Annotated in this window: 19 protein-coding genes and 3 pseudogenes; 18 read left to right on the top strand and 4 right to left on the bottom strand. The window is 47.6% G+C overall.

Translation table 11 applies throughout. The annotated features are described in order from the left end of the window. Positions 1-571 precede the first annotated feature (571 nt). A pseudogene (locus NC981_RS19860) lies at positions 572-670 on the bottom strand (IS6 family transposase); the annotation flags it as partial. 362 nt (positions 671-1032) lie between these two features. Then, positions 1033-1128: pseudogene (locus NC981_RS19855) on the bottom strand (IS5/IS1182 family transposase); the annotation flags it as partial. Between the two features lie 194 nt (positions 1129-1322). Here NC981_RS19855 and NC981_RS19850 point away from each other — a divergent pair. After that, entirely contained in the window at positions 1323-3284 is a 1962-nt protein-coding gene (locus tag NC981_RS19850) for an adenylate/guanylate cyclase domain-containing protein (protein WP_348244521.1), read from the top strand. Between the two features lie 87 nt (positions 3285-3371). Next, positions 3372-4148 (top strand): DUF928 domain-containing protein, encoded by a 777-nt coding sequence (locus NC981_RS19845; RefSeq protein WP_348244520.1) that lies wholly within the window; start codon positions 3372-3374, stop codon positions 4146-4148. A gap of 1 nt (position 4149) precedes the next feature. Here the strand turns inward: NC981_RS19845 and NC981_RS19840 are convergent, their stop codons facing one another. Next, positions 4150-4551, bottom strand: coding sequence for a hypothetical protein (locus NC981_RS19840; RefSeq protein WP_348244519.1), 402 nt, complete (start codon positions 4549-4551; stop codon positions 4150-4152). 456 nt (positions 4552-5007) lie between these two features. Here NC981_RS19840 and NC981_RS19835 point away from each other — a divergent pair, with 456 nt between their 5' ends. The 3 genes from NC981_RS19835 to NC981_RS19825 all read left to right on the top strand — a co-directional run bounded on the left by NC981_RS19835 (position 5008) and on the right by NC981_RS19825 (position 8115). Then, positions 5008-5241, top strand: a complete 234-nt coding sequence (locus NC981_RS19835; RefSeq protein WP_348244518.1) for a DUF928 domain-containing protein — start codon at positions 5008-5010, stop codon at positions 5239-5241. 110 nt (positions 5242-5351) lie between these two features. Continuing rightward, complete coding sequence (locus NC981_RS19830) at positions 5352-5876, top strand: tetratricopeptide repeat protein (protein ID WP_348244517.1); 525 nt, start codon at positions 5352-5354, stop codon at positions 5874-5876. Between the two features lie 88 nt (positions 5877-5964). Further along, a complete protein-coding gene (locus tag NC981_RS19825) occupies positions 5965-8115 on the top strand; it encodes a CHAT domain-containing tetratricopeptide repeat protein (protein ID WP_348244656.1) in 2151 nt (716 codons plus the stop codon). Positions 8116-8582: 467 nt separating this feature from the next. Here the strand turns inward: NC981_RS19825 and NC981_RS19820 are convergent, their stop codons facing one another. Next, positions 8583-9452 (bottom strand): alpha/beta hydrolase, encoded by an 870-nt coding sequence (locus tag NC981_RS19820; RefSeq protein WP_348244516.1) that lies wholly within the window; start codon positions 9450-9452, stop codon positions 8583-8585. Between the two features lie 80 nt (positions 9453-9532). On the opposite strand from NC981_RS19820, the pseudogene NC981_RS19815 reads away from it, so the two are divergent. The 13 genes and pseudogenes from NC981_RS19815 to NC981_RS19755 all read left to right on the top strand — a co-directional run. Next, positions 9533-10791 (top strand): annotated as a pseudogene (locus NC981_RS19815) (IS256 family transposase). A gap of 428 nt (positions 10792-11219) precedes the next feature. Continuing rightward, positions 11220-12005, top strand: coding sequence for a Coq4 family protein (locus tag NC981_RS19810; RefSeq protein WP_348244515.1), 786 nt, complete (start codon positions 11220-11222; stop codon positions 12003-12005). Further along, positions 12002-13738 carry a fatty acyl-AMP ligase gene (locus NC981_RS19805; protein ID WP_348244514.1) on the top strand — a complete coding sequence of 579 codons (1737 nt, stop codon included), beginning with the start codon at positions 12002-12004 and terminating at the stop codon, positions 13736-13738. The genes NC981_RS19810 and NC981_RS19805 overlap by 4 nt, the downstream gene beginning before the upstream one ends. Before the next feature lie 109 nt (positions 13739-13847). After that, on the top strand, positions 13848-14702 hold the full coding sequence (locus tag NC981_RS19800; RefSeq protein ID WP_348244513.1) for an acyl-CoA desaturase: 855 nt from the start codon (positions 13848-13850) through the stop codon (positions 14700-14702). Between the two features lie 79 nt (positions 14703-14781). Then, entirely contained in the window at positions 14782-15051 is a 270-nt protein-coding gene (locus NC981_RS19795) for an acyl carrier protein (protein ID WP_348244512.1), read from the top strand. A gap of 108 nt (positions 15052-15159) precedes the next feature. Continuing rightward, positions 15160-16053, top strand: a complete 894-nt coding sequence (locus NC981_RS19790; RefSeq protein ID WP_348244511.1) for a cyclopropane-fatty-acyl-phospholipid synthase family protein — start codon at positions 15160-15162, stop codon at positions 16051-16053. Positions 16054-16189: 136 nt separating this feature from the next. Beyond that, entirely contained in the window at positions 16190-16660 is a 471-nt protein-coding gene (locus tag NC981_RS19785; RefSeq protein WP_348244510.1) for a lipocalin-like domain-containing protein, read from the top strand. Between the two features lie 122 nt (positions 16661-16782). Beyond that, the gene (locus NC981_RS19780; protein WP_348244509.1) at positions 16783-17853 is read left to right on the top strand and encodes a fatty acid desaturase; all 1071 of its coding nucleotides are present in this window, start codon (positions 16783-16785) and stop codon (positions 17851-17853) included. Between the two features lie 44 nt (positions 17854-17897). Next, positions 17898-19259: an NAD(P)-binding domain-containing protein gene (locus NC981_RS19775; RefSeq protein ID WP_348244508.1), complete on the top strand. Its 1362-nt coding sequence runs from the start codon at positions 17898-17900 to the stop codon at positions 19257-19259. Between the two features lie 28 nt (positions 19260-19287). After that, positions 19288-20892, top strand: a complete 1605-nt coding sequence (locus NC981_RS19770) for a DUF4070 domain-containing protein (RefSeq protein ID WP_348244507.1) — start codon at positions 19288-19290, stop codon at positions 20890-20892. Positions 20893-21001: 109 nt separating this feature from the next. Continuing rightward, complete coding sequence (locus tag NC981_RS19765) at positions 21002-21880, top strand: SDR family oxidoreductase (RefSeq protein ID WP_348244506.1); 879 nt, start codon at positions 21002-21004, stop codon at positions 21878-21880. Beyond that, the gene (locus tag NC981_RS19760) at positions 21868-22686 is read left to right on the top strand and encodes an SGNH/GDSL hydrolase family protein (protein ID WP_348244505.1); all 819 of its coding nucleotides are present in this window, start codon (positions 21868-21870) and stop codon (positions 22684-22686) included. Before NC981_RS19765 ends, NC981_RS19760 begins: the two co-directional genes overlap by 13 nt. A gap of 609 nt (positions 22687-23295) precedes the next feature. Continuing rightward, positions 23296-24704 (top strand): FAD-dependent protein (locus tag NC981_RS19755; RefSeq protein WP_348244504.1); only part of this gene is annotated, 1409 nt, incomplete at its 3' end.

Genomic DNA, 24704 nt, shown 5'->3' with positions numbered 1-24704 from the left:
GTCTTCAAATGTTCAATCTTGGCTCAGTCAAATTACTAGAAGTTGCCCTAAGTACAGTAAAGGACTGCGAAATCTTGGAACTACGACTTAACTTCAGGAAATAACTCTGTCTTCACAAATTTTTAATGATCTATTGCGAAAGCGCAAACCGTAATTTCACTTATATTTTTTATTACAATAGTGTATTCACTTAATATTTTTCGTAACTTTTGATGTTAAAAATTAAGATTAACCCGTGTAAATGCTGATGAAGCCTATTGAGAGCTAGCTGATTGTCAGGCGTTTGAGCATCAATCGAATAAAGTACAAATTTAGTTTTGCTGTGGCAAAGCATAGGGTTGTGTCGCAAAGACTTTAAAGTGACAAACAAAGTGACAAACGAACTGGTCTCGTTTACATTGCTTTAAGCACTCACCCCAAAGATTTCATTGATGAAGTCCACTTGGGATACACTGTCCCCTCGTTTGATTTCTTTTACTTGTCCTTTGCGAATCATATTCATCACTACAATCCCTCGCAATGTTCTCCTTGCCGTGTTGAACGGCCGAAATCACAGCATCGGCTTCACAATTCGTTTCACGTTGCGACGGTCTTGCTCAATGGTGTTGCTCAAGTATTTGACTTGCCGCAGCTCAGTCTCTGCTTTCAACGTTTTATCCTGTATGAAACGTCAACTACCGGTACTTGTCCAATTTTGGTGATCTAGCTTTGAGGGTACTGTCAACTTAGCCGGTCATCATCAGAAATAAGCACAACAATCCCTCAATGCCCCTCAATGCTCAGTTCGCTCAATTTACACAGCAACTTTCAAGCAAGTGATTTCTCGCCAACACTTTGAGGGGTGGCGCAGTTCTTCCCGGTATCGTGTTGTACTCTGTTCATGTTGCTTGGGGTGAAAGTGTGCTCGAATCGGGTCACAAGCAGAAAGAAATCGTTACAGTACATTGATTTAAAAACAAAGAATCTTCCAAGATCCTTCCAGTCTATTATTCAAACCTGGGACAAACTATCAAAGTAGAGCGAACATTTGCCAAAGGCGGTGCGGATAATTTGTCCGATCGCTTGGTTGACAACTATTTGCGCTTTCAGCGTGTGTTTTCGCTTTTTGCCACTGTAGTAAGCTCTTTGGTTTTTCTCGGGCGTTCGATCTGCCTCTCGGTGCGTGTTATCGACGGTTGCGAACTCGCCTAGGAGCACCAAAAGCAATTACAGCCATCACTCACAAATTATACTTAATATATAAACTACTCCTTTCCTCTGAAAGAGTAAGCTTTGCTGGGGAAGAATTATCAGAATGGTAATCATCCTTTTCCCGCTTCCTTATGCTGCTATCACTTGCTCAAACAATCCGAAAGTTTGGTGTGCTTTGGATCACAATTCCCAGCGCGGCAGGATTGATCGTGCTTCTGCGGTCTGCTGGGGCATTACAATCTTTGGAATGGATGGCATTTGATCAATATGTTCGGCTGCGTCCCCGAGAAGTAACCGACGATCGCGTCATAATTGTTGGCGTAAACGAAAACGACATTCGGCAACTCAAGCGTTATCCGTTTGATGATGCTACCCTCGCCAAGTTGTTGACGAAGATTAAGCAGCAAAAACCAAGAGCGATCGGTTTAGATATCTATCGGGATCTCCCAGTAGAACCAGGATACTCAGAGCTGGCTAAAGTATTCGAGACAACCCCTAACCTAATTGGCATTGAAAAAAGAGGCGGAAGTACAGAAGTCGAGGTTGCACCTCCCCCCATCCTGAAACAGCGCAATCAAACTGCTTCAAACGATGTGGTACTCGACGGCGATGGGAAACTGCGTCGAGGTCTACTTTATTGGACAAGCCCCAATGGAGAGCAATCCCTGGAAAGTTTGGGATTGCGCCTTGCAATGCTCTATTTAAAAGCTCAGAGAATCACACCCCAGCCAGCGACAACCAATTCACAGTATCTCCAGCTTGGGCGCGGCATCTTTCCCATTTTTGAATCAAACGATGGTAGCTATGTCTCAGCGGATGCAGGCGGCTATCAAATCTTGCTGAACTATCGAGGTGCTTCTGGCAAGTTCCGCACAGTGTCGCTGATGGACGTGCTGCAAGACCGACTGCCTGCTGATCTGATGCGTGACTCGCAAGAACAACCCTTTCGAGACAAAATCGTTTTAATTGGAGTGACGGCTCGAAGCATCAAAGATGTCTTCTACACTCCCTATAGCGGTGACTCGATCACGACTCCAGAGAGAATGGCAGGCGTTGAGGTACAGGCGAATCTAGCCAGTCAAATTATTAGCGCTGCGATCGACGGGCGCTCGGGCTTCCAAGTTTGGACAGATGCAATTGAAGCAGTTTGGATTCTGCTTTGGTCGGGTGTGGGAACGGCGTTAGGCTGGATGGTGCGCTCGCCGCGTTGGGCAGTAGCAGGCATGGTAATTGCAGTCGGAGGGCTAGGGATAGGGAGCTTTGCAGCATTCGGCTTTTCCTGGTGGATTCCTGTTGTCCCACCCGCCTTAGCGCTTCTCACGTCTGCGATGGTCGTCACGGTTCACATTGCCCACTCAGAACGCCGCGATCACCAAACCGTGATGAATCTCTTTGGGCGATATGTAACCCCGACGATTGCTGAGACAATTTGGCGCGATCGAGATCAACTACTGTCCCAAGGTCGCCTGCGGGGACAAAAACTCACGGCAACGGTGCTATTTACCGATATTAAAAACTTCAGCACCATTGCCGAACGTACCGACCCCGAAACGCTGATGATTTGGCTGAATGAATATATGGAAGCGATGACGGAAGTGGTGTTGAAGCATGGGGCGGTGGTAGATAAATTTATTGGGGATGCGATTATGGCGGTCTTTGGTGTTCCGATCGCTCGTAAAACCAGTCAAGACATTGCTCAAGATGCTTACAGTGCTGTGCAATGCGCGATCGAGATGTCCTCTGCACTAGAAGCACTGAATCAACGCTGGGCACAGCAAGGACATCCCACGATTCAAATGCGGGCAGGCATCTCTACAGGCACAGTCGTTACAGGTAGCTTAGGAGGTCAGCAGCGCATGGACTATACCGCGATCGGCGATAGTGTGAATGTGGCAGCACGGCTCGAAAGTTTTGATAAATCGATCGAGGGCGGACTCTGCCGAATTTTAATCAGCGAAGAGACGTTTACGCGGGTTGAAGGTCAATTTCCCGTGCAAGCCGTCGGGACAGTTCAACTGAAAGGGCGTGAACAACCGACGAACGTTTATCAAGTTTTATGGGAATCCTCGAAGAGTGAGAGTGGCAGAGTTTAGCGTCTGTACGACAGGAGGGAATTACTCCAAAACTTGCCCATCCTTGCAACCGAGCCAGCTAATCACCCTCTATTGACTCACAAGACGATGACTTCTGATTCCCCCAAATTCAGGCTGGTTCACCCAATATTTCTTGGAATCGGGACACTTTCTCTCGTTGCTCTACAAGGTGTATTGCCGCTAGATCTCCCCTTACCCAGTCCTGTCAGCTCATTGCAACTTTCCCCCGCAAACGCTCAATACAATCCCCCTAAACGTCCGGGCTTCGGAAGTAGTGAAGGCACGGGAACGCGAGGAGACAAATTACGCCTTTGCGGTGAGAGAAAGACGGCTTCTTTTACCACCCTCGCACCGACCAACCATATTGGAGAAACGATCTCATCTCGTCCAACTTTATTTTGGTATCTATCCAGCCGACAAACTGTGGAACTTAAGCTAATGCAGCCAGGCGTGCAAAAGCCTGTGTTTGTCACTACGGTACAAGTAGATAAGCCTGGTATCGTCTCACTTGAATTACCGAAAACTGCGCCTGAGCTAGTACCTGAGAAAGTTTATCGCTGGTCGATCGCTGTCGTTTGTGAAGATGGCACGAAGGATGCTTTGAGAATGGCGTTGATCCGACGGGTTGCGCTGATTCCAGAGGTGAAACAGCGATTGGCGATCGCGCAATCCGATCAGGAGCGGGGTCAAGTCTACGCAGCCCAAGATCTGTGGTATGACGCAGTGACAATGTTCTCTAAAGCGGCTACGGCGAATCCCAAAGATCGAACGGCTCCTGACAAACTCCTGTCACTGCTCGATCAAGTGGGATTTGAGAAGGTTACGGAGCAGGAGCGCAAAAAGAACCAGCCGATAAAACGTTGAACTATGTCGAGATTGCTGCGATCGCCTCTCGTAGTGCGTGTTCCGCCTTGGAATACTGTTTGACTTGATAATAGGCAGAAGCAAGATGGTGTAGCAGCAGACTCAATATTGGTGTTTCCTGCTTTGCTCGCTGTCGTGCAACTTGCTGTTCAAACAGCCGAGCGGCAATCTCTGGCTGTCCCTGTAAGAAGTACGCCTTTGCGATTCCCTCTCTCGCTCTTTCCGCTTGACGCTCATCTTTTAGTGCTTCAGCCTGACGAAGCAATTTTTGAAATCGCCCGATCGCTTTTGCATATTGCCCATTGTCTAGATCGTCTTCTGCTTGGTTCAAGCTGAGCGATGCTTCTAAAGTGGGATGAGCAGGCTGGCGTAAATTAGCAGGTTTGGGCGCTGCCCAACTCACCGCGCTGGAGGGGACGATCGTTGTGGAGCAGCTATTAGGGACAGCGCGGTGAAAACGGCTACCCTGGGCAAAGGTTTGTGCTGAACGGGCATAAGCCTGCTTGAGGATTAAGGATAATTAGAGAAAAGAGCATCAATTTATACCCAGTTAACCCTGAAATAGCTGAACTAAATCTAACTTGAGAAAATCGGTTCGACTAGAAGCTAGAACGGTCTGATACCAAATTGATTTGTGGATGCGACAGATTCTCGCCCCCTAAATCCCCCATTCTGGGGGACTTTGAGTATGATCTGTCGCGCTCTATGTTTAATTCGGTATGAATGTCAAAGCTCCCATCGCTGGATTCGCTCCTCAGTCCTTCGGTAGAGCTTAAATCTATACCGTTGGAGGACGTTTGGGAAGTAGCAGATTGTGCCAGTTTCCGTAGGAGTATACGGAGAGAAGCGAAGTAGGTGAATGCTTCCGACGTTCGATAATGGCGGAGCGAGGGTTGTGCAACTTCGGTTACGAGTTAGTCCTAATCCGTCCTTGAGTCAGCAGATTCAGCAAGCAGAGTTTCGACAGAAAGTTCGGCTCTATGCGGAAAATGGAATTTGGTTTGACGCGGTGGCTACTTTAGCAGAAGCGCGATCTGTGAATCCTAAAGATGCAGAGTTAGCAAAAGATTGGGAACAGTTATTACAGGCTTGAAATTAGAAACTTTTGCGACGGCATCTATTGAAGCTAAAACTCAGTAGAGCGATCGCTCCGAGCGAGCAATGCAGTCACACGATCGACATAAATCCATCCGGAAAGGAACTATGTTACTCAAGAAAATTAGCTTCTCTATCTGTTTTACGCTGCTCCTCACCTGGCAGCCTTTGTCTTGCCAACAGTTCACAGCGATGAGTGCAGAGCGCAAAGCCGAGAAAATCGCTCAGTCTAGACCGATTTCACGCCCGATCGCGCAACCTCTCACACTCTATCAACCACTCCAGCGCTTGCAATGGGAAGGAGAAAAAGCAAGTAAAACCGGAATTGCTTACTTTCCGATCGAAGGATTGCCAGACATCTCTATTTCTGAAACTGATCTAGACGTAGCTCGCAAATTGCAAGATCCAAAGCAAATTGCTAAGACGTTAGCTGCCTTAGGATTATCACGCCATGTTCAAGGTGAGTATGACAAGGCGATCTACAACTATCAGCAAGCCTTGAAAATTGCCCACAACTTAGATTCAACCTTAGAAACAACGCTATTAGGCAATCTGGGACTGGCTCATGTGCAGTCTGGAAATTATTATGCTGAAGCCGTTGATTATTTAGACCAGTATTTAATACCAGATTGATTTGTGGATGCGACAGATTCTCGCCCCCTAAATCCCCCAGAATGGGGGACTTTGAGTATGATCTGTCGCATTCTATGTTTAATTCGGTATAACTGCTACTCAAGATCATAAAAAACTCCAAGCATTCGGAAATTTAGCTAATGCCTACTTTGGAGCAGATCTATATGTGAAGGCGATCGAGCTTCACCAGAAGCGTCTTACCCTATCTCGCAAATTCAATGATCAAGTAAGCGAAGCTAAAACGTTCGGTGATCTGGGCATTGTCTATCAAGCGCTTGGAGAGCGTGCCAAAGCGATTCAATATCAAGAACAGGCGCTAACCCTAGCACGGAAAATCAAGAATCAATCGATAGAATCGTTAGCCCTGGGAAATTTAGGCGTAATTTACCAATCTCAGCGCAACTATGCCAAAGCAACTGAGTACCAGCAGAAACGTCTCACGCTAGCCCGTCAGATTCAAGACCTAAGAGGAGAAGCAGAAGCTTTGGGAAATTTGGGCGGGATTGCTTATTTTCAGGGAAATTATCAAGGCGCGATCGCCCAATATGAGCAAGCCTGGAACATTGCCTGGAACAAACTCCGTGATGCCGAGCTGATCTATCGAATTCGGGGCAATCAAGGGCTTATCTACGCGCAAATGGGTAATCCTGATAAAGCCTTAGAGTTCTACGGGCAATATTTGCGTTACGCCTCCTCACGCAGCAATCGACGAGAAGAAGGAATTGCCAGGATCAACGCTGCCGCAGTCCGGTTCCAATCTGGTAATTTAGACGCAGCCGCAAAAAATCTTCGAGCAGCGATCGAGACCTGGGAATCGCTGCGATCAAGGCTTGGCAACAATGACAGTTTCAAAGTTTCTATCTTTGAAACGCAAAATGCGCCTTTTAGCAATCTCCAAAGTGTTCTCGTCGCTCAAAATCAACCCGAAGCTGCCCTCGAAATTTCTGAACGCGCCCGCGCCCGCGCCTTTGCCGAACTCCTCGATCGCCGTCTTTCTGTGCTTTCGTCCCGAAAAGAAACACCTCGATCGCCACTCGCTTCTTTGACGATCGCGCAAATCAAACAAATCGCTCAAAAGCGCCGCGCTACTCTGGTCGAATACTCGATCATTCCTGCCCAGTTTAATGTAAATGGCAAGCTAGAAACGCGCGAATCAGAGCTGTTGATCTGGGTGATTCAACCGACTGGAAACATTACCTTACGTCGAGTTGATCTAAAACCGCTTTGGCAATGTCAAAATACTCAGTCTTGCGCTCCTGAAGAACTATCTGATCTAGTCTCGCTGGGTCGGGCAACACTGAATGAGGACATTAAAGCCACTCAAGACGCTGCACATCCCTTGCGACGGTTGCATGAACTTTTGATTCAACCGATCGCAGATCTGCTCCCCAAAGATCCGAATGCTCAAGTCACCTTTGTGCCTCACCGATCGCTCCTGCTTGTGCCATTTACTGCCTTACAAGATGCGCAAGGCAAATTCTTGATTGAACAGCATACTATCTCGGTCTCGTCATCAATTCAAGTTTTGGAGCTCACTGATCAATTAAGAAAAAAACTAGAAACTTTTGGTAAGAAACAGACAGAGAAAAAATTAACCGAAGCTCTAATTATTGGAAATCCGGTCATGCCAAAAGTAGTGACCGAAATCGGAGAACCTCCTGAACAACTGCCACCTTTACCCGGATCAGAGCAAGAGGCAAAGACGATCGCTCAAATGCTCAAATCTTCTGCACTGGTTGGCGAAGCCGCAAAAAAATCGAACGTACTGCAACGAATAAATCGCTCTCGCCTGATTCATCTTGCCACTCATGGCTTGATGAGTGATTTTGTCGGATTGGGAGTGCCGGGCGCGATCGCGCTTGCGCCAGATACGATCGCCACCGGAAACCCTTCTTTAGAAGAAAATGGATTGCTGACTGCAAATGAAATTTTCGACCTCAAACTGAAGGCTGAATTAGTCGTTCTGAGCGCGTGTAACACCGGACGAGGCAGAATCACCGGAGATGGCGTAGTTGGCTTATCTCGTGCCTTGATTGCCGCCCAAGTCCCAAGCGTTGTCGTTTCGCTCTGGGCAGTCCCCGATGAATCAACCGCAGTATTAATGACGGAGTTTTATCGGAATTTGCAGCAACAGCCAAATAAAGCCCAAGCCTTACGTCAAGCTATGTTGGCGACGATGAAGCAATATCCTGCCCCCTTAAATTGGGCAGCATTCATGCTAATTGGCGAAACAAATTAGAAATTGACTGCATATTCCAGAAAGCCTGAGGTAATAGACCAATAGTGGCCGCGACACAACCGCAGAAAAGTTTACAACCATTTTCCGGCAAAGTCCGAATTCGATCGCAAAAGCTGGACTTACTTACAACGGCGCATCAATGGATGGTTCCACCGTCGATCACTCAGTCGTCTCTTCAGTCTGACGATTCTTCTAGTCTAAACTTCTAGCAAAACGCGATCGATTCATCATACCCGCTATCCAGAAGCATTAGTGTCTGTGCAACGAGTGTCCCCATCGGCTCGCAAGCAACACAAAAACAATTCAAACGGCTCCACTCGCTCAATCGCAATTCTCTTTCCCTACACTCCTATTCAACGATTCTGTGATCAAGAGCCGTTCTGATCCATTTGCTAGCGCTCAAGCACCCCGTTGGCTCTTGATCTTTAAATTAGGTCTAATAGGTGCCGGCGATCGTGATACGTTGTTCAACTTGCTTGAGTGACCCAGCTTGTTAGAACTTGCTGATACTCGGCCAAACGTTCTGCAAAAAACATATGCCCCATTCCCGGTAAAACTTGGAGTTCTACTTGGGGAATCGTTTTCGCGAGATGCTGAGTCTGACGATGAGAAATTACAGAGTCGCAGTCCCCTGCCAGGATTAATACGGGCGACTGAATGCGAGACAGTTCTTCTGATAGATCCATGCTTGCAAAGCTATGAAATAGATAAGCTAAATCGTCAGGGTTGTGGTGAATAGCCTTGGAATAAACTGCAGTGAGGGTAGGCTCTAGGCTAGGCGCATCGAAGTAAGTGGAGCGATCGCCCGCAAACAGTCCACTTATCCATCGATAGAGTACTGGATTTAACGTTGATAATTTGTATATCAGCTTGAAGAGCCAAATGCCTAAATATCCCATGCAACACAATCGCTGAAGCCCTCCCATGACACCGTTCCATTGCCCATTTGCAGAGCCAGAAATGCAGAGAACACGGCTGACTGAAGTAGGATAATAAGTCGCTAGACTGAGAGCTGCTAGTCCCCCTGCCGAGTACCCAACTAAAATGACAGGACGATCGCCCACAACTGCTTGAATTGCTCTGTGAAGCTGGGTAGCAAGTTGCTCACAGGTAAGGGGAAGAACCTTAGTCTCAGGAAGTATCTGGGATGGATAATGGGCAGGCAAGTTGATGAAGTAACAGGGGGTTGTTGCCAGGGTAGGGGGTAACGTTGGGAGCCAGAAATCAGCTACTAATGTAATGCCATGGATAAACACAACAGGAATACTAGAGTATTCTTCGTTGTGTGTAAGAATTGATAGACAATGACCATCGGTCTGAATACTATGTTGTGCCATCGAGTTATGATTCGATCTAGTGTACGAAAAATAAGGCGTATCTTGCTGAAAAACAAAAAAGATCAGGCGAAGAATACATCATGAACAACCATAACTTGATTGAGTTAAAAACACCAGCGACAACAAAAAACATTCACAGATGCACTCATAGCATTGATTCGGCAGGGCGCACAACAAATCATTGCTCAAGTGGTCGAAGCAGGACTGCAAACCTTTCTGGATCAGTATCAGCATTTATGCGATGAACAAGGGCGCAAAGCTGTGATGCGAAATGGGCATCTACCAAAGCGCACTATCACCACCGGAGTCGGAGGAGTTGCCGTGCAAGTGCCAAAAGTGCGCGATAGAAGCCAGAGCGGAATTAAGTTCAATTCGAGCTTGTTACCGCCCTACTTGAAGCGCTCCCGCTCATTTGAGGAAGTCTTGCCGTGGTTGTGCCTCAAAGGTATCTCGACTGGAGATTTTGAAGAGGCATTGAGTTTATTGTTAGGGGTGAATGCGACTGAATTGCCATCGAGTACTATCAGTCGTCTGAAGGCAAAGTGGGTGGACGAACATCAAAACTAGCAAAACCGCAGCCTCAAAGGGAAGTGTTATGTGTTCGTCTGGGCAGGTGAGGTCTACTTTAACATCCGAGCCGAAGATAACTGACAGTGTATTTTGGTGCTGATTGAGGCGACGGATACGGGACATAAAGAACTGCTTGGGCTCGAAATCGGATTTCGAGAAGCTGAGTTGAACTGGAAAAGCTTGTTGTTACGGTTGAAAGACCAGGGCTTAAAGGAAGCTCCAGAACTTGCGATTGGCGATGGAGCATTAGGATTTTGGAAAGCATTCATCAAGTCTCTCCGCAAACTCAAGTGCAATAGTGCTGGGTGCATAAAACGGCGAATATTCTCAATGTGCTACCTAGTTCGCAACAACCACAGGCAAAGAAAGCACTCAAAGATATCTATCTGGCGGCAACCAAAGTAGATGCAGAAATTGCCTTTGACCGTTTCATTGAAACTTACGAGGTGAAGTATCCCAAAACGATCGAATGTTTGATCAAAGACCGAGAAGCAATGCTGGCATTTTATAACTTTCCAGCGGAGCATTGAATGCACACTCGGATTTCCAACCCCATTGAATCCACTTTTGCAACCGTGCGTTTGAGAACCGATAAAACCAGGGGTTGCGTTTCCCAAGCCAGTATCTTATCGCTCTGTTCAAGTTGGTGCCGTCAGATCAGAAGCGATGGTTGCGAATCGAGAAATTTAATCAATTGGCGGAGGTGATTGAAGGCGTGAAATTTACCGACGGAATTCGCGTTGATGAGCATGGGCACGCCGCAGCGTGAGCCGAAGGCAACGTTTAAAGCAACGGAAAGATGCAGCGTAATCCTCCCGTACATCACATTTGGCAATATTTGACAATACTTCTTATGACATAGTATTATCCCTCCTAGCAGTTCAGTAGTGCGACTTGCCAACTAGTTGTGCTTCATCAAAAGTCTCCTTTGATTTGCGAGTGGGAGCAATCCTCCTCCCCGATTATTCCCTACTTTTCGTTGGCATCTCCCCTAGTTCTCCTCGATTGCCTGATGTAATTCAAATCAACCACGAAATAATCCTCACTCAAATTTTTTAGATGATTGATGCACCACTTCTTCTAAATCTGTTCAAGGTTCACTTACAAGGTTCCATCGCTACTTAACTACTAAGTTTGAACAGGTTTAATTTCGTCTGCTGATTTGCACTCTGCTCCCTTCTCTATCAACTTTAAAGCATGAACTTCATTAATTCCCTTAAGCACCAGCTTAAAACTCTTGTCATCGGCTATCGCTTCATGCAGGTTGTTCAAGCTCCCTACGGGGCATTCATCCAGATCGGCAAGTATGCAGATGCTTTGATGGATGAACATGGTATGCAGCTCATGATCAGAAGCCTTGCTCGCACGCCTCAAGGAAAACAGGCATTAGCAGAACGCCGCTATTTAGGGGCAGTTGATCTCGATGCCTTGCTCCAGCTTCCTTCTGATACATTAGGTCACCTCTATGCGGCACACATGAAGCGCAATGGGCTGTTGCCTCCTCCGGTTCGTGAACCCGCGCCCAACGATTACATCTATTTGTTCAACTATGTTTCTGAAACTCATGACATCTGGCATATCGTGACAGGCAGCGATACAACAAAAGCAGGGGAACTTCAGGTTGAAACTTTCTCGCTAGCACAGTTCTATCCTTCTCGTTTCTGGGTTGCCCTGTTAGCCAAGAACTTCTTGAAGATCGCGCTTTACGAGATTGAACTTTGCGAAGAATTGATGGCAGCCGTGGTGCGGGGCTGGATTATGGGCAGACGGGCAAAATCTCTGTTTGGTATTCCTTGGCAAGAACTTTGGGAAATGCCGATCGATCAAATTCGAGCTGAGTTGAATATCAATCCTTTTCTGTCCACTGAAATCGAAGCGACACTGGCACAATCCAACCTTGATACTTCCATCAGTTTCACTTCAGAAACCGCCTCAAATGCTTCCTCCTCTTCACTCACTCCCGCTCTACGAATTGGCTCATGATGACCGAACCCTCAACTTTTGTGGATCTGCTACAGGAACGCGCCGCCTGTTATCCCGATCGCATTGGCTACCGTTTTCTCGATGAATCTGGAGTTGAACAATCTAGCTTGACTTACCTGGAACTGCATCAGCAAGCAACAACGATCGCTGCTGCATTGCAAAGTCAGGGCGCTAATCAAGCGCGTGTGCTTCTACTCTATCCACCTGGACTCGACTTTATCGCTGCTTTCTTCGGCTGTTTGTACGCAGGAGCGATCGCGGTTCCTGCCTACCCACCTCGTCCGAATCGATCACTCAGTCGCCTGCAAGCCATTGTTGAGAATGCCCAACCTAAGTTTGCGTTGACGAATCAGCAGGTGTTGTCGATTGTAAAACCGCAATTGAACAATCTACAAGACCTACACGATCTGCAATGGATTGCCACCGACGGACTCTCTGAAATCTCGCGGTCTGAATGGCGAATGCCGGAAATTAGCAAAGAGTCGATCGCGTTTCTGCAATATACCTCTGGCTCAACAGCAGCTCCTAAGGGCGTGATGGTTACTCAGGGTAATCTGTTGCACAACTCATCTCTGATTCATCAGGCATTTGGGCATTCATCTGAGAGCTGTGGTGTAATCTGGTTGCCGTCCTACCACGATATGGGATTGATTGGAGGCATTCTCCAACCGATGTATGCCAATTTCCCTGTCGTGCTGATGTCTCCAACTACCTTTTTGTACAGACCGTTTTACTGGCTTCAGGCAATTTCTCGGTATCAAGCAACCACCAGTGGTGGACCCAACTTTGCCTATGACCTTTGTATGCAGCGCGTGACCGAAGAACAGCGTGCCAGCCTTGACCTCAGCCGTTGGGAAGTGGCATTTAGTGGCGCAGAACCCGTGCGGGCAGAAACGATCGAGCAGTTCTCTAATTTCTTCGCGCCTTGTGGATTCCGCCGAGAAGCTTTCTATCCCTGCTATGGTATGGCAGAAACAACGCTGATTGTTTCGGGAGGCAATAAGGCAACTGTTCCTAAGATGCAATCTGTTGATCAGGATGCTCTGAGTCAAAATCAAATCATTCTTGCTCCTGCTGGAGAAACAAAAACTCAAACTTTAGTAAGCTGTGGTCAACCTCTGTCTGACCTTAACGTCATTGTCGTGAATCCTGATATGCAAGTGCGCTGCCTACCGAATGAAATTGGTGAGATTTGGGTTTCTGGTGCCAGTGTTGCTAAGGGATACTGGAACAATGTTGGAGCAACGATCGCTTACTTTCGCGGTTCCCTCTTTGAAAGTGAAGATTTCTTCTTGCGTACAGGTGATTTAGGGTTTATGCAAGACGGAGAACTCTATATAACTGGACGGTTGAAAGACTTGATTATTATTCGAGGGCGCAACTACTATCCCCAAGATATTGAAACAACGATGCAGCAGAGTCATCCAGCTTGTAAGGGGGGTAGCGGGGCAGTCTTTACGATCGAGCATCACGGTGAGACACGCTTAATCGCTGTGCAGGAAGTGAATCGCCAGCATTTCCGCAATCTCAATATCGAGGAAGTGACGGGTCAGATTCGGCAGGCAGTCCTACGAGAGCATGAATTACAGATTCACACCGTCACGCTAATTAAACCGAGCAGTATTCCCAGAACTTCCAGTGGTAAGATTCGTCGCTTCGCCTGCCGCAAATATTTCCTTGCACAGAAGCTAGAAGTTGTGCCCACTCAAACTCAAATTCCTGCTCCCGTTTAGATTTAGCAGTTAGCCGATGAGGAACCCGAATATGCAAGCTACAGTTTTTCCCGATTCAGAGGAGACGCCCCTTAAGAAGAGACTGATCAGTAACAGTTACATCAAACTGATGCAGAAGCGCCATTTCTTACTGTGTGATGTCGTGCCTCTGATTGGATGTACGATCGCGATCGCTCTACTGTGGCATGAATCGCTAACTCTGATTGACAGCATCGTTTTTCTTGGAATGTGTTTTCTGACTAGCACAGGTATTACCGTTGGTTATCATCGGCTCTTTACCCACCGTAGCTTCAACGCTCATCCCGTCATTCGTCAGCTATTAGTTATTCTGGGTTCGATGAGTGCTCAAGGCCCAGTTCTGTCCTGGGTTGCAAACCATCGTCACCATCACCGCTTCAGCGACCAACCTGAAGATACCCATTCTCCCCATACTACGCCTAATAAGTTACTGGGGTTGTGGTATTCCCATCTGTTCTGGAAATGGGAGTACGAATATCCAAATCCTGTCTACTATGCACCGGAACTCTTGCGAGATCAGGCAATTCTGAAAGTAAGCCGCTGGTACTATAGCTGGATTGTTTTAGGGCTGGTGTTTCCTGCGATCGTCACTGGAATCGTTACGCAAAGTTGGATTGGAGCTTGGCACGGCTTCTGGTTAGGAGGTGTGATTCGTCTCTACTTCGCCCAACATACGACCTGGTGCATTAACTCAGTGTGTCATCTATGGGGGCAGCGTCCTTTTCAAACCAGCGATCGCAGCGTGAATAACATTTGGTTAGCGTTACCAACCGCTGGGGAATCCTGGCATAACAACCACCACGCTTTCCAGAACTCCGCAAAGTTTGGACTTGACTGGTGGCAGATTGATCTCGGTTACTGGGTAATTCGGCTACTGGAAATGACTGGACTGGCATGGGATGTGACTGTTCCCACAGAAGCCATGATTCAAGCCAAAAAGATTTGAACAAAGGTTCAAGAAAGTTCCCACCCAAACGGGTTCTCATTCGATCTCAAATTAATTCCTCATTTCTAGGAGAATCACCATGCAAGCTAATGTTTCTGTTTCTACTCAAGCATCTCCTACAGCAGATGTTATTCAAGGCTGGATTGTCGATTTCGTTGCAAAAGTGTTGGACATTGAACCTGCTCAAGTTGATACGAAAGCTGCTTTTGATCAATACGGTTTAGATTCAGCAACCGCAATTAGTTTGATTTGCTATTTGGAAGACCAATTGGGACATGAACTGAATCCTACCCTCCTGTATGATCTTCCGTCGATCGAAGTTTTGGCTCAACGCCTTGCTGCGGATTAGCTCCCGCAATCAGTCTCAACCTTGACTAAATTCGCAAACTGAGATGATTCATCAGTTCAATCAACATTCAATCAACAATAGTTCCAATCAAGCATCACAGGCAAAACTATGAACGCTGCAACTTCTACACTGTCACCCTCTACCGGAGCTTCTGCTGCTGCAATCCAGCATCACTACGATGTCGGCAATGATTTTTATCAACTCTGGCTTGACCCTACGATGGTTTATTCCTGTGCGCTTTGGGAAGAAAACGAACCAACTACCAATCTGGAGAAAGCACAGATCCGCAAAATTGATTACCACATCGAACAGGCAAGAGCGCAAGGGAAAAAGCGGGTGTTAGATATCGGCTGCGGCTGGGGCGGTATCCTCAAGCGATTGGTCAATGAACATGGTGTTCAACAGGCGATCGGTCTGACCCTAAGTGAAGCACAGGCAGACTGGGTGCGCTCACTGAATCATCCTCAGATCGAGGTGAATTTGGAAGGCTGGCAGAACTATGAGCCGACTGCCCCGTTTGATGCCATTACATCGGTTGGTGCATTTGAGCATTTTGTGAAGCCAGAACTATCCAGTGCAGAAAAAATCGAGGTCTATCGATCGTTCTTTCAACGCTGCCACGGATGGCTGAATCCCGGTGGTTCGATGTCGCTGCAAACAATTGCTTACGGAAAGCGCAAACCGGAAGAAGTGCAGAAGCTACCGGGTGCAAAGTTCGCCAACGAAGAAATCTTTCCTGAATCGGACTCACCCCGCTTGGCAGAGATTGCAGAAGCCGCAGAAGGCATTTTTGAAATCGTCACGGTGAGAAACGATCGCCTGGATTATGTAAAAACGCTGGAAGTTTGGCTGAAGAATCTGAGAGCACATCGCGCCGAGGTAGTTCAGGCGGCTGGAGAGGCGGTGTTCCGGCGCTACGAACGTTACCTCTATCTGGCACTGCTTGGATTTCTGACTGGCGATCTGCTGCTGTTGCGTCTCACTCTGCGGCGCATTGGGTAATGGGCGATCGTAGGACTTGCTGCCCACACTCGAATCAAATTTGCTTTCAGTAGGTCTGATTGACCGAAAAGCTTGCAAGTGCAAGGCTTGTACTCATCTCTGAATTCATCTCTCAACTTATAGCCTAAAGGAAATCATGTCTAATCAAATCGTTGGAACCTGGAAACTGGTAAGCTGCGAAACTCGAACCACTGACGGTCGAGTGTTTCAACCCTTGGGATCTGATCCCGCAGGTTATATCGTCTACACCGAAAATGGCTTTGTGTCGGTAGCAATTATGAAGGCAAACCGCCAACGATTCCTAGCGGGAGATATTGCCGGAGGCACGCCGGAAGAAAAAATTGCAGCAGCAGATTCCTATATTTCCTACTGCGGCAGCTACAAGCTGGAAAATAACAAAGTGATTCACCACGTTGATATCAGTTTCTTCCCGAACTGGGTTGGCATTGATCAGGTTCGCTTTGTTGATCTGGATGGCGATCGTCTTACCCTCAGCACGCCTCAAATGATGGTTTATGGCATTGAGCAAGTAGGCTACCTGATTTGGGAACGGGTAGAAACCTTCCAGCCCCAAGTTCCAGTTTATGCAGACGCGACTGCTTCATGAGTCAGCATCATAGTCGCTGATCAGTTCTAGAGGATGTTTGAACAAAGGACAATACAGGGCAATACATCCTCTCCCTTCTTTTTCTCCAGTTGATAGGTGCTACCCAGAACTAGACTACAGCCATGTATACAGCTTCAAATTTCTCATCGTCTGGAGCAACTTCTTCTGAAGCTGACTCTACCAATCACCATACGGATGCTGACTATATTCGAGTGATCCGTCCCTTGCTTCCAAAAGAGGCATTTCAACGCAAGCCAAGTTCTGTTCTCTACTTTTTATTTTGGCTTGCTCTTGTTGTGGCTAGTATTTTTCTTGCTCGATCGACTATAAACCCAGTCTTGCTCGTCTTCGTTTCCTTGCTCTATGCTCACAGTACAGCCGGATTAACCCTCTTTGCTCATAATTTAAGCCACGGTGCCGTATTGCCCCAGGGATTATTGAAAGATTGCTTAGAAGTGCCCTCATGGGGCTTGAGTCTTATTCCAAGAACAATGTGGATTCATGTTCATAACCAGACGCACCACCCCTATACAGGCACATTGAAAGACCCCGATCGTCCCTGGTTAGACTTTGAGGAAACTTGGTTGCGAAAAGTTTACAGCTTGGTTTTTTATCCTCAAGGATTCAAGCGGTTTCCTTGGCTGTTTAATCCCATTCAGATGATCCACTTCGTGAGCTATATCAGCCGCAACATCATTGGAGTTTTCTGGACAGAGAAGAGTACCTATCATTTTGTTCCCTATCAAAAGCCCTACACGCAGAAGGAGCGGCTTGCAGTCATTGGAGAACTTGGAATTATTACTGCGCTGCAAGCATTACTCTTTGTAAGCCTAGGCTGTGATTTCAGGAGGTATTTCTTTATTGGTATTTTGCCTCCGCTATTCGCATCTTCTTTTCTCATGGTTTACATTAAAACCAATCATTTTCTCAATCCAGTTACACTAGAAAATGATTCCTTGACCGCCACAACGTCTGTTATCGTTCATCCAATCTTTAATCTGCTGCACAGCAATTTTTCTTATCACACAGAGCATCATCTATTCCCATCAATGCACTCGGATTATTATCCTCTGGTGAGCCAACTGCTGAAGCAGCATTTCCCCGAACAGTACAATCAGATCCCCATTGGAGACGCTTGGAAACAGCTCTGCAAGCGATCGACCTTTGCCACTCTAACAAGTTTACAGAAATAGAAATCCCACTCTGCAACCCTTTTTATTCTCAGGAGAAAGTAGCTATGACTCTCGATCGCGTTTGTATTATTGGTGCAGGTTCCTCTGGAATTGCTACAGCCAAGATTTTGCATCAAAAAGGAATTCCCTTCGACTGCTTTGAAAAAGGTTCGGGGGTGGGTGGCAACTGGCGTTACCTGAATGATAACGGGATGTCTTCCGCCTATAAATCGCTTCATATCAACTCCTCGAAGCGGAATATGGAGTATTCAGACTTTCCGATGCCAGATGACTATCCCGATTATGCGAGACACAGCCAAATTCTCAATTACTTCGAGGCTTATGTTGATCACTTCGGATTCCGCCACAAAATTACCTTTAAAACTGAGGTAGTTCGAGTTGAACCGCTCAGCGATGGCACCTATAACGTTACAACCCGGAATGATGCAGGTGAACGAACTGAATCCTATAAAGCTGTGATTGTGGCGAACGGACATCACTGGCATCCCAAGTATCCTAACTTCCCTGGCGAGTTTTCCGGTACGGTGATGCACTCCCACCATTACAAAACGCCGGATGGTATGGCAGATAAAAACATTCTGGTGGTCGGGATTGGAAATTCTGCTTGTGATATTGCCTGTGAAACCGCTCGAATTGCCAATCAGACTTTTCTATCAACTCGGCGCAGTGCTTACATCCTACCGAAGTATATGCTAGGTCGCCCGCTAGACAGCTATCTGACCCCCTTCTTCTTTGCAATGCCCCTGTGGATGCGCCGAATTTATGGACAAATACTGCTCTTCCTCTCGCGAGGTTCCCAGGCTGAATTGGGTGTCCCTGTTCCCAAACACCCGTTCCTCAGCGAGCATCCCACGATCACATCGGATCTATTAAACATGGTGGGCTATGGCAGAGTCAAAATGAAGCCCAATGTCAAAGAACTAGCAGGCGATCGCGTTCGGTTTGAAGATGGCACAGAAGAAGCGATCGATGTGATTGTGTACGGTACGGGCTACCAGATTTCTTTCCCCTTCTTTGACAAGAACTTTATCAATCCAGAGAACAATCATCTGCCACTCTACAAGCGGGTCATTCATCCCAGCTATCCCAATCTCTACTTCATCGGACTATTTCAACCGATTGGAGCAATTATGCCGATCGCAGAATGGCAGTCTAAATGGGTTGCTGACATTTTGGCAGGCGAGGTTGTATTGCCTAGTCCGGTGGAAATTAAACGGGAAATGGAGATCGAAGAAAAGCGCGTCAAGCAGCAATATGTAGACTCCCCACGCCATACGATGCAAGTGGATTGGCATCCCTATGTTAATCAGATCAAGCGAGAAATGAAACGCAAGGCTAAAAAACAGCCGCGATCGCGTGTTGTATCCCAGACGGGTCATGAAACTGTATCTGAGCATCTTGTTTAATTTTTAATTCAGGAAAAATGAGGCTCTAATGAAAGTACTGCTGGTATATCCGCTCTTTCCGAAAAGTTTCTGGTCGTTTGAAAAAGCCCTGGAGTTAGTGGGCAAAAAAGCTCTCATGCCCCCGCTTGGACTAATTACGGTTGCCGCCATTCTTCCCCAGGACTGGAACTTTAAGCTGGTGGATTGTAACGTGCGTCCAGTATCGGAGGCGGAGTGGGAGTGGGCGGATCTGGTGATTATTTCTGCCATGATTGTGCAGAAGGAGGATTTTTGCCGTCAGATTCATCTCGCAAAGCAGCATGGGAAATCTGTAGCAGTTGGTGGACCCTATCCCACGGCTCTTCCACAGGAAGCGAAGGCAATGGGCGCAGATTACCTGGTTCTGGATGAGGGAGAAATTACCCTTCCCATGTTTGTGGAGGCACTGCAACAGGGCGCGCTTCAAGGAACATTTCGGGCAACAGAAAAGCCTGATATCACCCAAACCCCCATTCCTCGCTTCGACCTGTTGGAGCTTTCAGCCTACGATTCGATGGCGGTTCAGTTCTCACGGGGCTGTCCCTTCCAGTGCGAATTTTGCGACATTATTGTGCTGTATGGACGCAAACCTCGCACCAAAATGCCGTCGCAACTGATCCTAGAACTGGAAGCCCTTCATAAGCTGGGCTGGCGGGGTCGCGTGTTTATGGTGGACGATAACTTTATTGGCAACAAGCGCAATGTCAAACTGCTATTGCTGGAGCTGAAAGTGTGGATGGCAGAACATGGCTATCCCTTCAAGTTCTTCACCGAAGCATCAGTCAACCTGGCAGAAGATCAGGAGCTAATGGATCTGATGGTTGCCTGCAATTTCTATGCCGTGTTCCTGGGAATTGAGACTCCCGATGAGGAAAGTCTGAATCTGACGAAAAAGCATCAAAATACTCGTAATTCGCTCTACGACTCTGTGACTGCCATTATCAAATCTGGGCTAATGGTCATGTCTGGATTCATCATCGGCTTTGATGGAGAAGAAACGGGAGCGGGCAATCGTATCGTTCAATTTGTGGAGGAAACCAGTATTCCGATCGCCTTTTTCAGTATGTTGCAGGCACTTCCCGACACCGCCCTCTGGCATCGCCTGGAAAAAGAAGAACGGTTGCGGCTGCAATCTGGCGATGTGAACCAGACCACGCTAATGAACTTTGTTCCCACTCGCCCCATCGAGGAAATTGCTCAGGAATATATTGACTCCTTCTGGAAACTCTATGATCCTGCTAAGTTTCTCGATCGGGCATATCGCCACTACTTGATGATGGCAGAGCCAAATCACAAATCCAGCGCACCGAAAATGCAGTGGCTAGAAGTCAAGGCTTTGTTTAAGATCCTCTGGCGACAAGGTGTCGTTAGCCAAACACGCAGGCTATTCTGGAGAAACTTCTTCGGCATTATGCGTCACAAGCGTAGCCGTCTGGCAGAATTTATTGCGGTTTGTGCCCGGCTTGAACACTTTCTGGACTACCGCGAAATTGTTTGCCGTGAGATTAGCCAGCAGCTAGAGGAATTTAAAGCCAACGAAGCCAGAATTGCCCAGGAAAAGGACACTGTACCCCAAATAGACGCTATGCCCCAGACTGTTGAGCTGATTGCTTAGTACAAGACCTGCCAGAACTTTCCAACTTTGCCTCCAAGCCCTTCAACGTTCCACAGAATTGGAGGATTCAGGAGGCACAAAACCCTCAAATTTGTCTCAAAAAACCACTATGATTCACCAACCTTTTCATTCCGTTCGTCCTTCTGGTCGATCGTTTCAAAATCAGGTTGTGATTATTACCGGAGCCTCATCCGGCATTGGCGAAGAACTGGCTTACCAGCTTGCAGTTCAGCAGGCTCGACTCGTGCTGGCTTCCCCGGAAACTGAAAAGCTAGAAGCAGTCGCGTCCCGGTGTCGAGAGCGTGGCGGTGAGGCACTGGCTGTTCCGGCCGATGTCAGCGATCGCCATCAGTGTCAACAGTTAATTCAGCAAACGATCGTCACCTACGGTTGCATTGACACTTTAATCAACAATGCGGGCATCACGATGTATTCCACTGTCGAGGAGATTGAAGATATTCATCTGCTGGAACACCTGATGCAGATCAACTATCTGGGTAGTGCTTACTGTACCTACTACGCCTTACCCTTTCTTAAACAGACGGGTGGACGAGTTGCCGCAGTTGCCAGTGTGGCTGCTTTGAATGGGGTTCCAACTCGCAGCGGCTATGTTGCCAGCAAACATGCCATGATGGGATTCTTTGATTCCCTGCGAATTGAACTGATGAATTCAGGAGTGAGCGTCACTGTTTTGTTTCCTGATATTGTAGCGACGGGAATGCATAGTCATGTGATTGGGGCAGATGGTCAGCCTCACGATATCAGCCATACCGTGAACTATCAGAAGGCAATGACAACCCAGGTCTGTGTCGCGCAGATGCTCCGAGCGATCGCCTCCCGTAGACGGCAACTCATGATGTCCAACCGTGCCCAATTTGGGCGATGGGTTAAGCTTCTCATCCCAGCGTTAACTGATCGGATTGCCAAACGAGCCGTTACTGCCACCGCAGCCCAGAACCAGGAGCTCAAGAAACAATGCCTAGCCTAATCGACCACTTCTATATTTTTGGGGACAGTCTTTCAGATAGTGGCAGTCTGTTTGAGATAAACGGTAGAACCTATCCGGCAGATCCCCCCTATTTTCAAGGACGGTTTTCTAATGGTCGCGTCTGGGTGGAATATCTGGCAGAGCAGTTCGGCATTGCTCCAGAACATATCACTAACTATGCGCGAGGTGGAGCAACCGCAAGCCGGGTCAGTATGCTCGCTCCCAATCTTGGGGTGCAGTTGCAGTCGTTTCTCCAGTCCCATGTCCAGATAAGCTCATCTGCACTGTATATCTTCTGGATTGGTGCAAACGATTATTTTCAGGGAGAAACGAACCCAGTCCTACCCGTAGAGGCGTTGACCAGGGCGATCGCTGAAGTGGCAAGATTGGGAGGTAGAAGAATCCTGGTGGCAAACCTGCCGGATTTGGGACAACTTCCCGCCACACGCATTCGTGATAATGCTGAAGCTCTCAGTGCATTGTCCAAGGCACACAATCTCAATCTATGTCGCGCTTTGGAGCGAATTCAGGAGGAATTACCTGCTGCCCGAATTATTTTACTGGATGCCTGTAACCTCTATCAGCGCGTTATGACCAATCCCCTCCCGTTTGGCTTGACGAATACTCAGCACGCTTATCTCAGCGGTCAGTTTAATCATCAATCCCCAGAGCATTTTCTATTCTGGGATGGCATTCACATTACCACTGCTGCTCATAAACTTATTGCAGAAACGGCGTTCAATATCTTGGTGCAACCAGAAGCCGAAACCGCTCAGTTAAATTCCAATTCCTATCTATATCTTTAGCCAGCATCGTCAACTTAACTAGATTTCGCTCTAAATCAATACTTCGGACAGTTTTTAGGGAGACTCGACAGGAAAACTATTCGTCCCTTAAGGTGCTGATAAGTAAAAACGCGCCGGACGAATAGCCATATGGAAATTGTACAGAGCCAACTTGCAAAAGTGGGTCATCTTGCAAACCGCAATTGAAGCTGCTCGTGACCTTATTCACGACGATTGTGGTGATGTGCGGCAGGTTGAACTTTAGCAATCTCAGTCGATACAGCGATTCGAATGAGAAAACCTATCGACGGCAGTATGAGCACTCCTTCGACTTTGTGAAATTGAACTTAAGCATTGTGGAAGTCAGTCTTGAAACCGGGCAAGGTCTCCTTGGAGTGATGGATAGCTCATTTATCCGCAAAAGTGGCAAAACGACCCTTTTCAGCCTGACTGGTACTACAATGGCAGCGCCAGTCAGGCTGAAAAGGGGGTTGGAAGTATCGCTGATTAGACTTGTGAATCTGAAGACCGAGCAGAGCTATGCCGTAAGCGCCCCTACACCGGCTACGGTGTTGTATAGGTTGTGTCGCGGAGACGTTATCCTGAACTTTGTCGGTTGGACTCTGGATTATGCTGCGACTTAGTGAAATAAAGCTCCCGTTAGATCATACTGAAGCGGAAATTGAAAGCGCCATTCTCGATATGCTGCACCTTACAGCGGAAGAATTGGTTGGGTATTCCATTTTTAAGCGTAGCTATGATGCCCGCAATCGAGGGGAAAAGATTACTGCGGTCTATATTCTGGACGTAGAAATAAAGCAAGAAAAACGAGTGCTGCAACGGTTTAAGAAAGATCGGCGGGTGAAAGAGACACCAGATATGAGCTATCGGATCGTGGCTCAAGCTCCGAAAGGATTTACAGAGCGCCCGATCGTGATTGGCACGGGTCCCTGTGGGATGTTTGCGGGACTGATGCTGGCGCAGATGGGATTTCGCCCGATTCTGCTGGAGCGGGGGAAACAAGTCCGAGATCGCACGGCAGATACATTTGGCTTTTGGAAAAAGAGAGCCGACTTTAATCCAGAATCAAATGCCCAGTTTGGCGAAGGCGGAGCAGGAACGTTCTCCGATGGCAAACTCTACAGCCAAGTTCGCGATCCGCAACACTATGGGCGGAAAGTGTTGACGGAATTCGTCAATGCGGGCGCTTCACCGGAGATCCTGTATGTGAATCGTCCGCATATTGGGACATTTAAGCTGGTGGGAATCGTTGAGAAGATGAGAGCCACGATCGAATCCTTGGGCGGTGAGATTCGCTTCCAAAATCGAGTCGAAGAGGTCTTGATCGAGAATCGGCAGGTGCAGGGCGTTCGCTTAGACAGTGGAGAAATCCTTGAAGGTCGGTATGTGGTGCTAGCGGTTGGACACAGCGCCCGCGATACGTTCCAGATGTTGTTCGATCAAGGCGTTTATATTGAGCCGAAACCGTTCTCGATCGGGTTCCGGATTGAGCATCCGCAGCCCGTGATTGATCGCGCCCGATACGGACAATATGCAGGCGATCGACGATTGGGAGCAGCAGATTATAAGTTAGTGCATCATGCCAAAAATGGGCGATCGGTGTATAGCTTCTGTATGTGCCCCGGTGGATTGGTCGTTGCTGCGACTTCAGAGCCAGGTCATGTCGTCACGAATGGCATGAGCCAGTATTCTCGCAATGAACGCAATGCCAATAGTGGAATTGTCGTTGGCATTACGCCCGAAGATTATCCAGGCAGTCCTTTAGGCGGGATTGCCTTGCAGCGACAGTTGGAGATGCGGGCGTTTGAGTTAGGGGGCAGAACCTATGAGGCTCCAGGGCAATTAGTGGGAGACTTTATTGCCGATCGACCGTCGCGCGAGTTTGGCAGTGTGTTGCCGTCCTACGCGCCGGGTGTGCATTTAGGAGATTTGGGATCGAGCTTGCCAGAGTACGCGATCGCGGCAATCCGCGAAGCCCTTCCCGCCTTTGAAAAACAGATCGCAGGGTTTGCGATGCC

It is taken from the genome of Leptolyngbya sp. DQ-M1 (assembly GCF_039962505.1).
Classification (GTDB): Bacteria; Cyanobacteriota; Cyanobacteriia; order Leptolyngbyales; family Leptolyngbyaceae; genus Leptolyngbya.
This window is presented reverse-complemented; position numbering and strand designations above follow the sequence as displayed.

Bases quoted from the DNA above. Each gene is read 5' to 3' on its own strand.
- NC981_RS19850 (WP_348244521.1), top strand. From the start codon at position 1,323: ATGCTGCTATCACTTGCTCAAACAATCCGAAAGTTTGGTGTGCTTTGG.
- NC981_RS19845 (WP_348244520.1), top strand. From the start codon at position 3,372: ATGACTTCTGATTCCCCCAAATTCAGGCTGGTTCACCCAATATTTCTT.
- NC981_RS19835 (WP_348244518.1), top strand. From the start codon at position 5,008: ATGCTTCCGACGTTCGATAATGGCGGAGCGAGGGTTGTGCAACTTCGG.
- NC981_RS19830 (WP_348244517.1), top strand. From the start codon at position 5,352: ATGTTACTCAAGAAAATTAGCTTCTCTATCTGTTTTACGCTGCTCCTC.
- NC981_RS19820 (WP_348244516.1), bottom strand. From the start codon at position 9,452: ATGGCACAACATAGTATTCAGACCGATGGTCATTGTCTATCAATTCTT.
- NC981_RS19810 (WP_348244515.1), top strand. From the start codon at position 11,220: ATGAACTTCATTAATTCCCTTAAGCACCAGCTTAAAACTCTTGTCATC.
- NC981_RS19805 (WP_348244514.1), top strand. From the start codon at position 12,002: ATGATGACCGAACCCTCAACTTTTGTGGATCTGCTACAGGAACGCGCC.
- NC981_RS19800 (WP_348244513.1), top strand. From the start codon at position 13,848: ATGCAGAAGCGCCATTTCTTACTGTGTGATGTCGTGCCTCTGATTGGA.
- NC981_RS19795 (WP_348244512.1), top strand. From the start codon at position 14,782: ATGCAAGCTAATGTTTCTGTTTCTACTCAAGCATCTCCTACAGCAGAT.
- NC981_RS19790 (WP_348244511.1), top strand. From the start codon at position 15,160: ATGAACGCTGCAACTTCTACACTGTCACCCTCTACCGGAGCTTCTGCT.
- NC981_RS19785 (WP_348244510.1), top strand. From the start codon at position 16,190: ATGTCTAATCAAATCGTTGGAACCTGGAAACTGGTAAGCTGCGAAACT.
- NC981_RS19780 (WP_348244509.1), top strand. From the start codon at position 16,783: ATGTATACAGCTTCAAATTTCTCATCGTCTGGAGCAACTTCTTCTGAA.
- NC981_RS19775 (WP_348244508.1), top strand. From the start codon at position 17,898: ATGACTCTCGATCGCGTTTGTATTATTGGTGCAGGTTCCTCTGGAATT.
- NC981_RS19770 (WP_348244507.1), top strand. From the start codon at position 19,288: ATGAAAGTACTGCTGGTATATCCGCTCTTTCCGAAAAGTTTCTGGTCG.
- NC981_RS19765 (WP_348244506.1), top strand. From the start codon at position 21,002: ATGATTCACCAACCTTTTCATTCCGTTCGTCCTTCTGGTCGATCGTTT.
- NC981_RS19760 (WP_348244505.1), top strand. From the start codon at position 21,868: ATGCCTAGCCTAATCGACCACTTCTATATTTTTGGGGACAGTCTTTCA.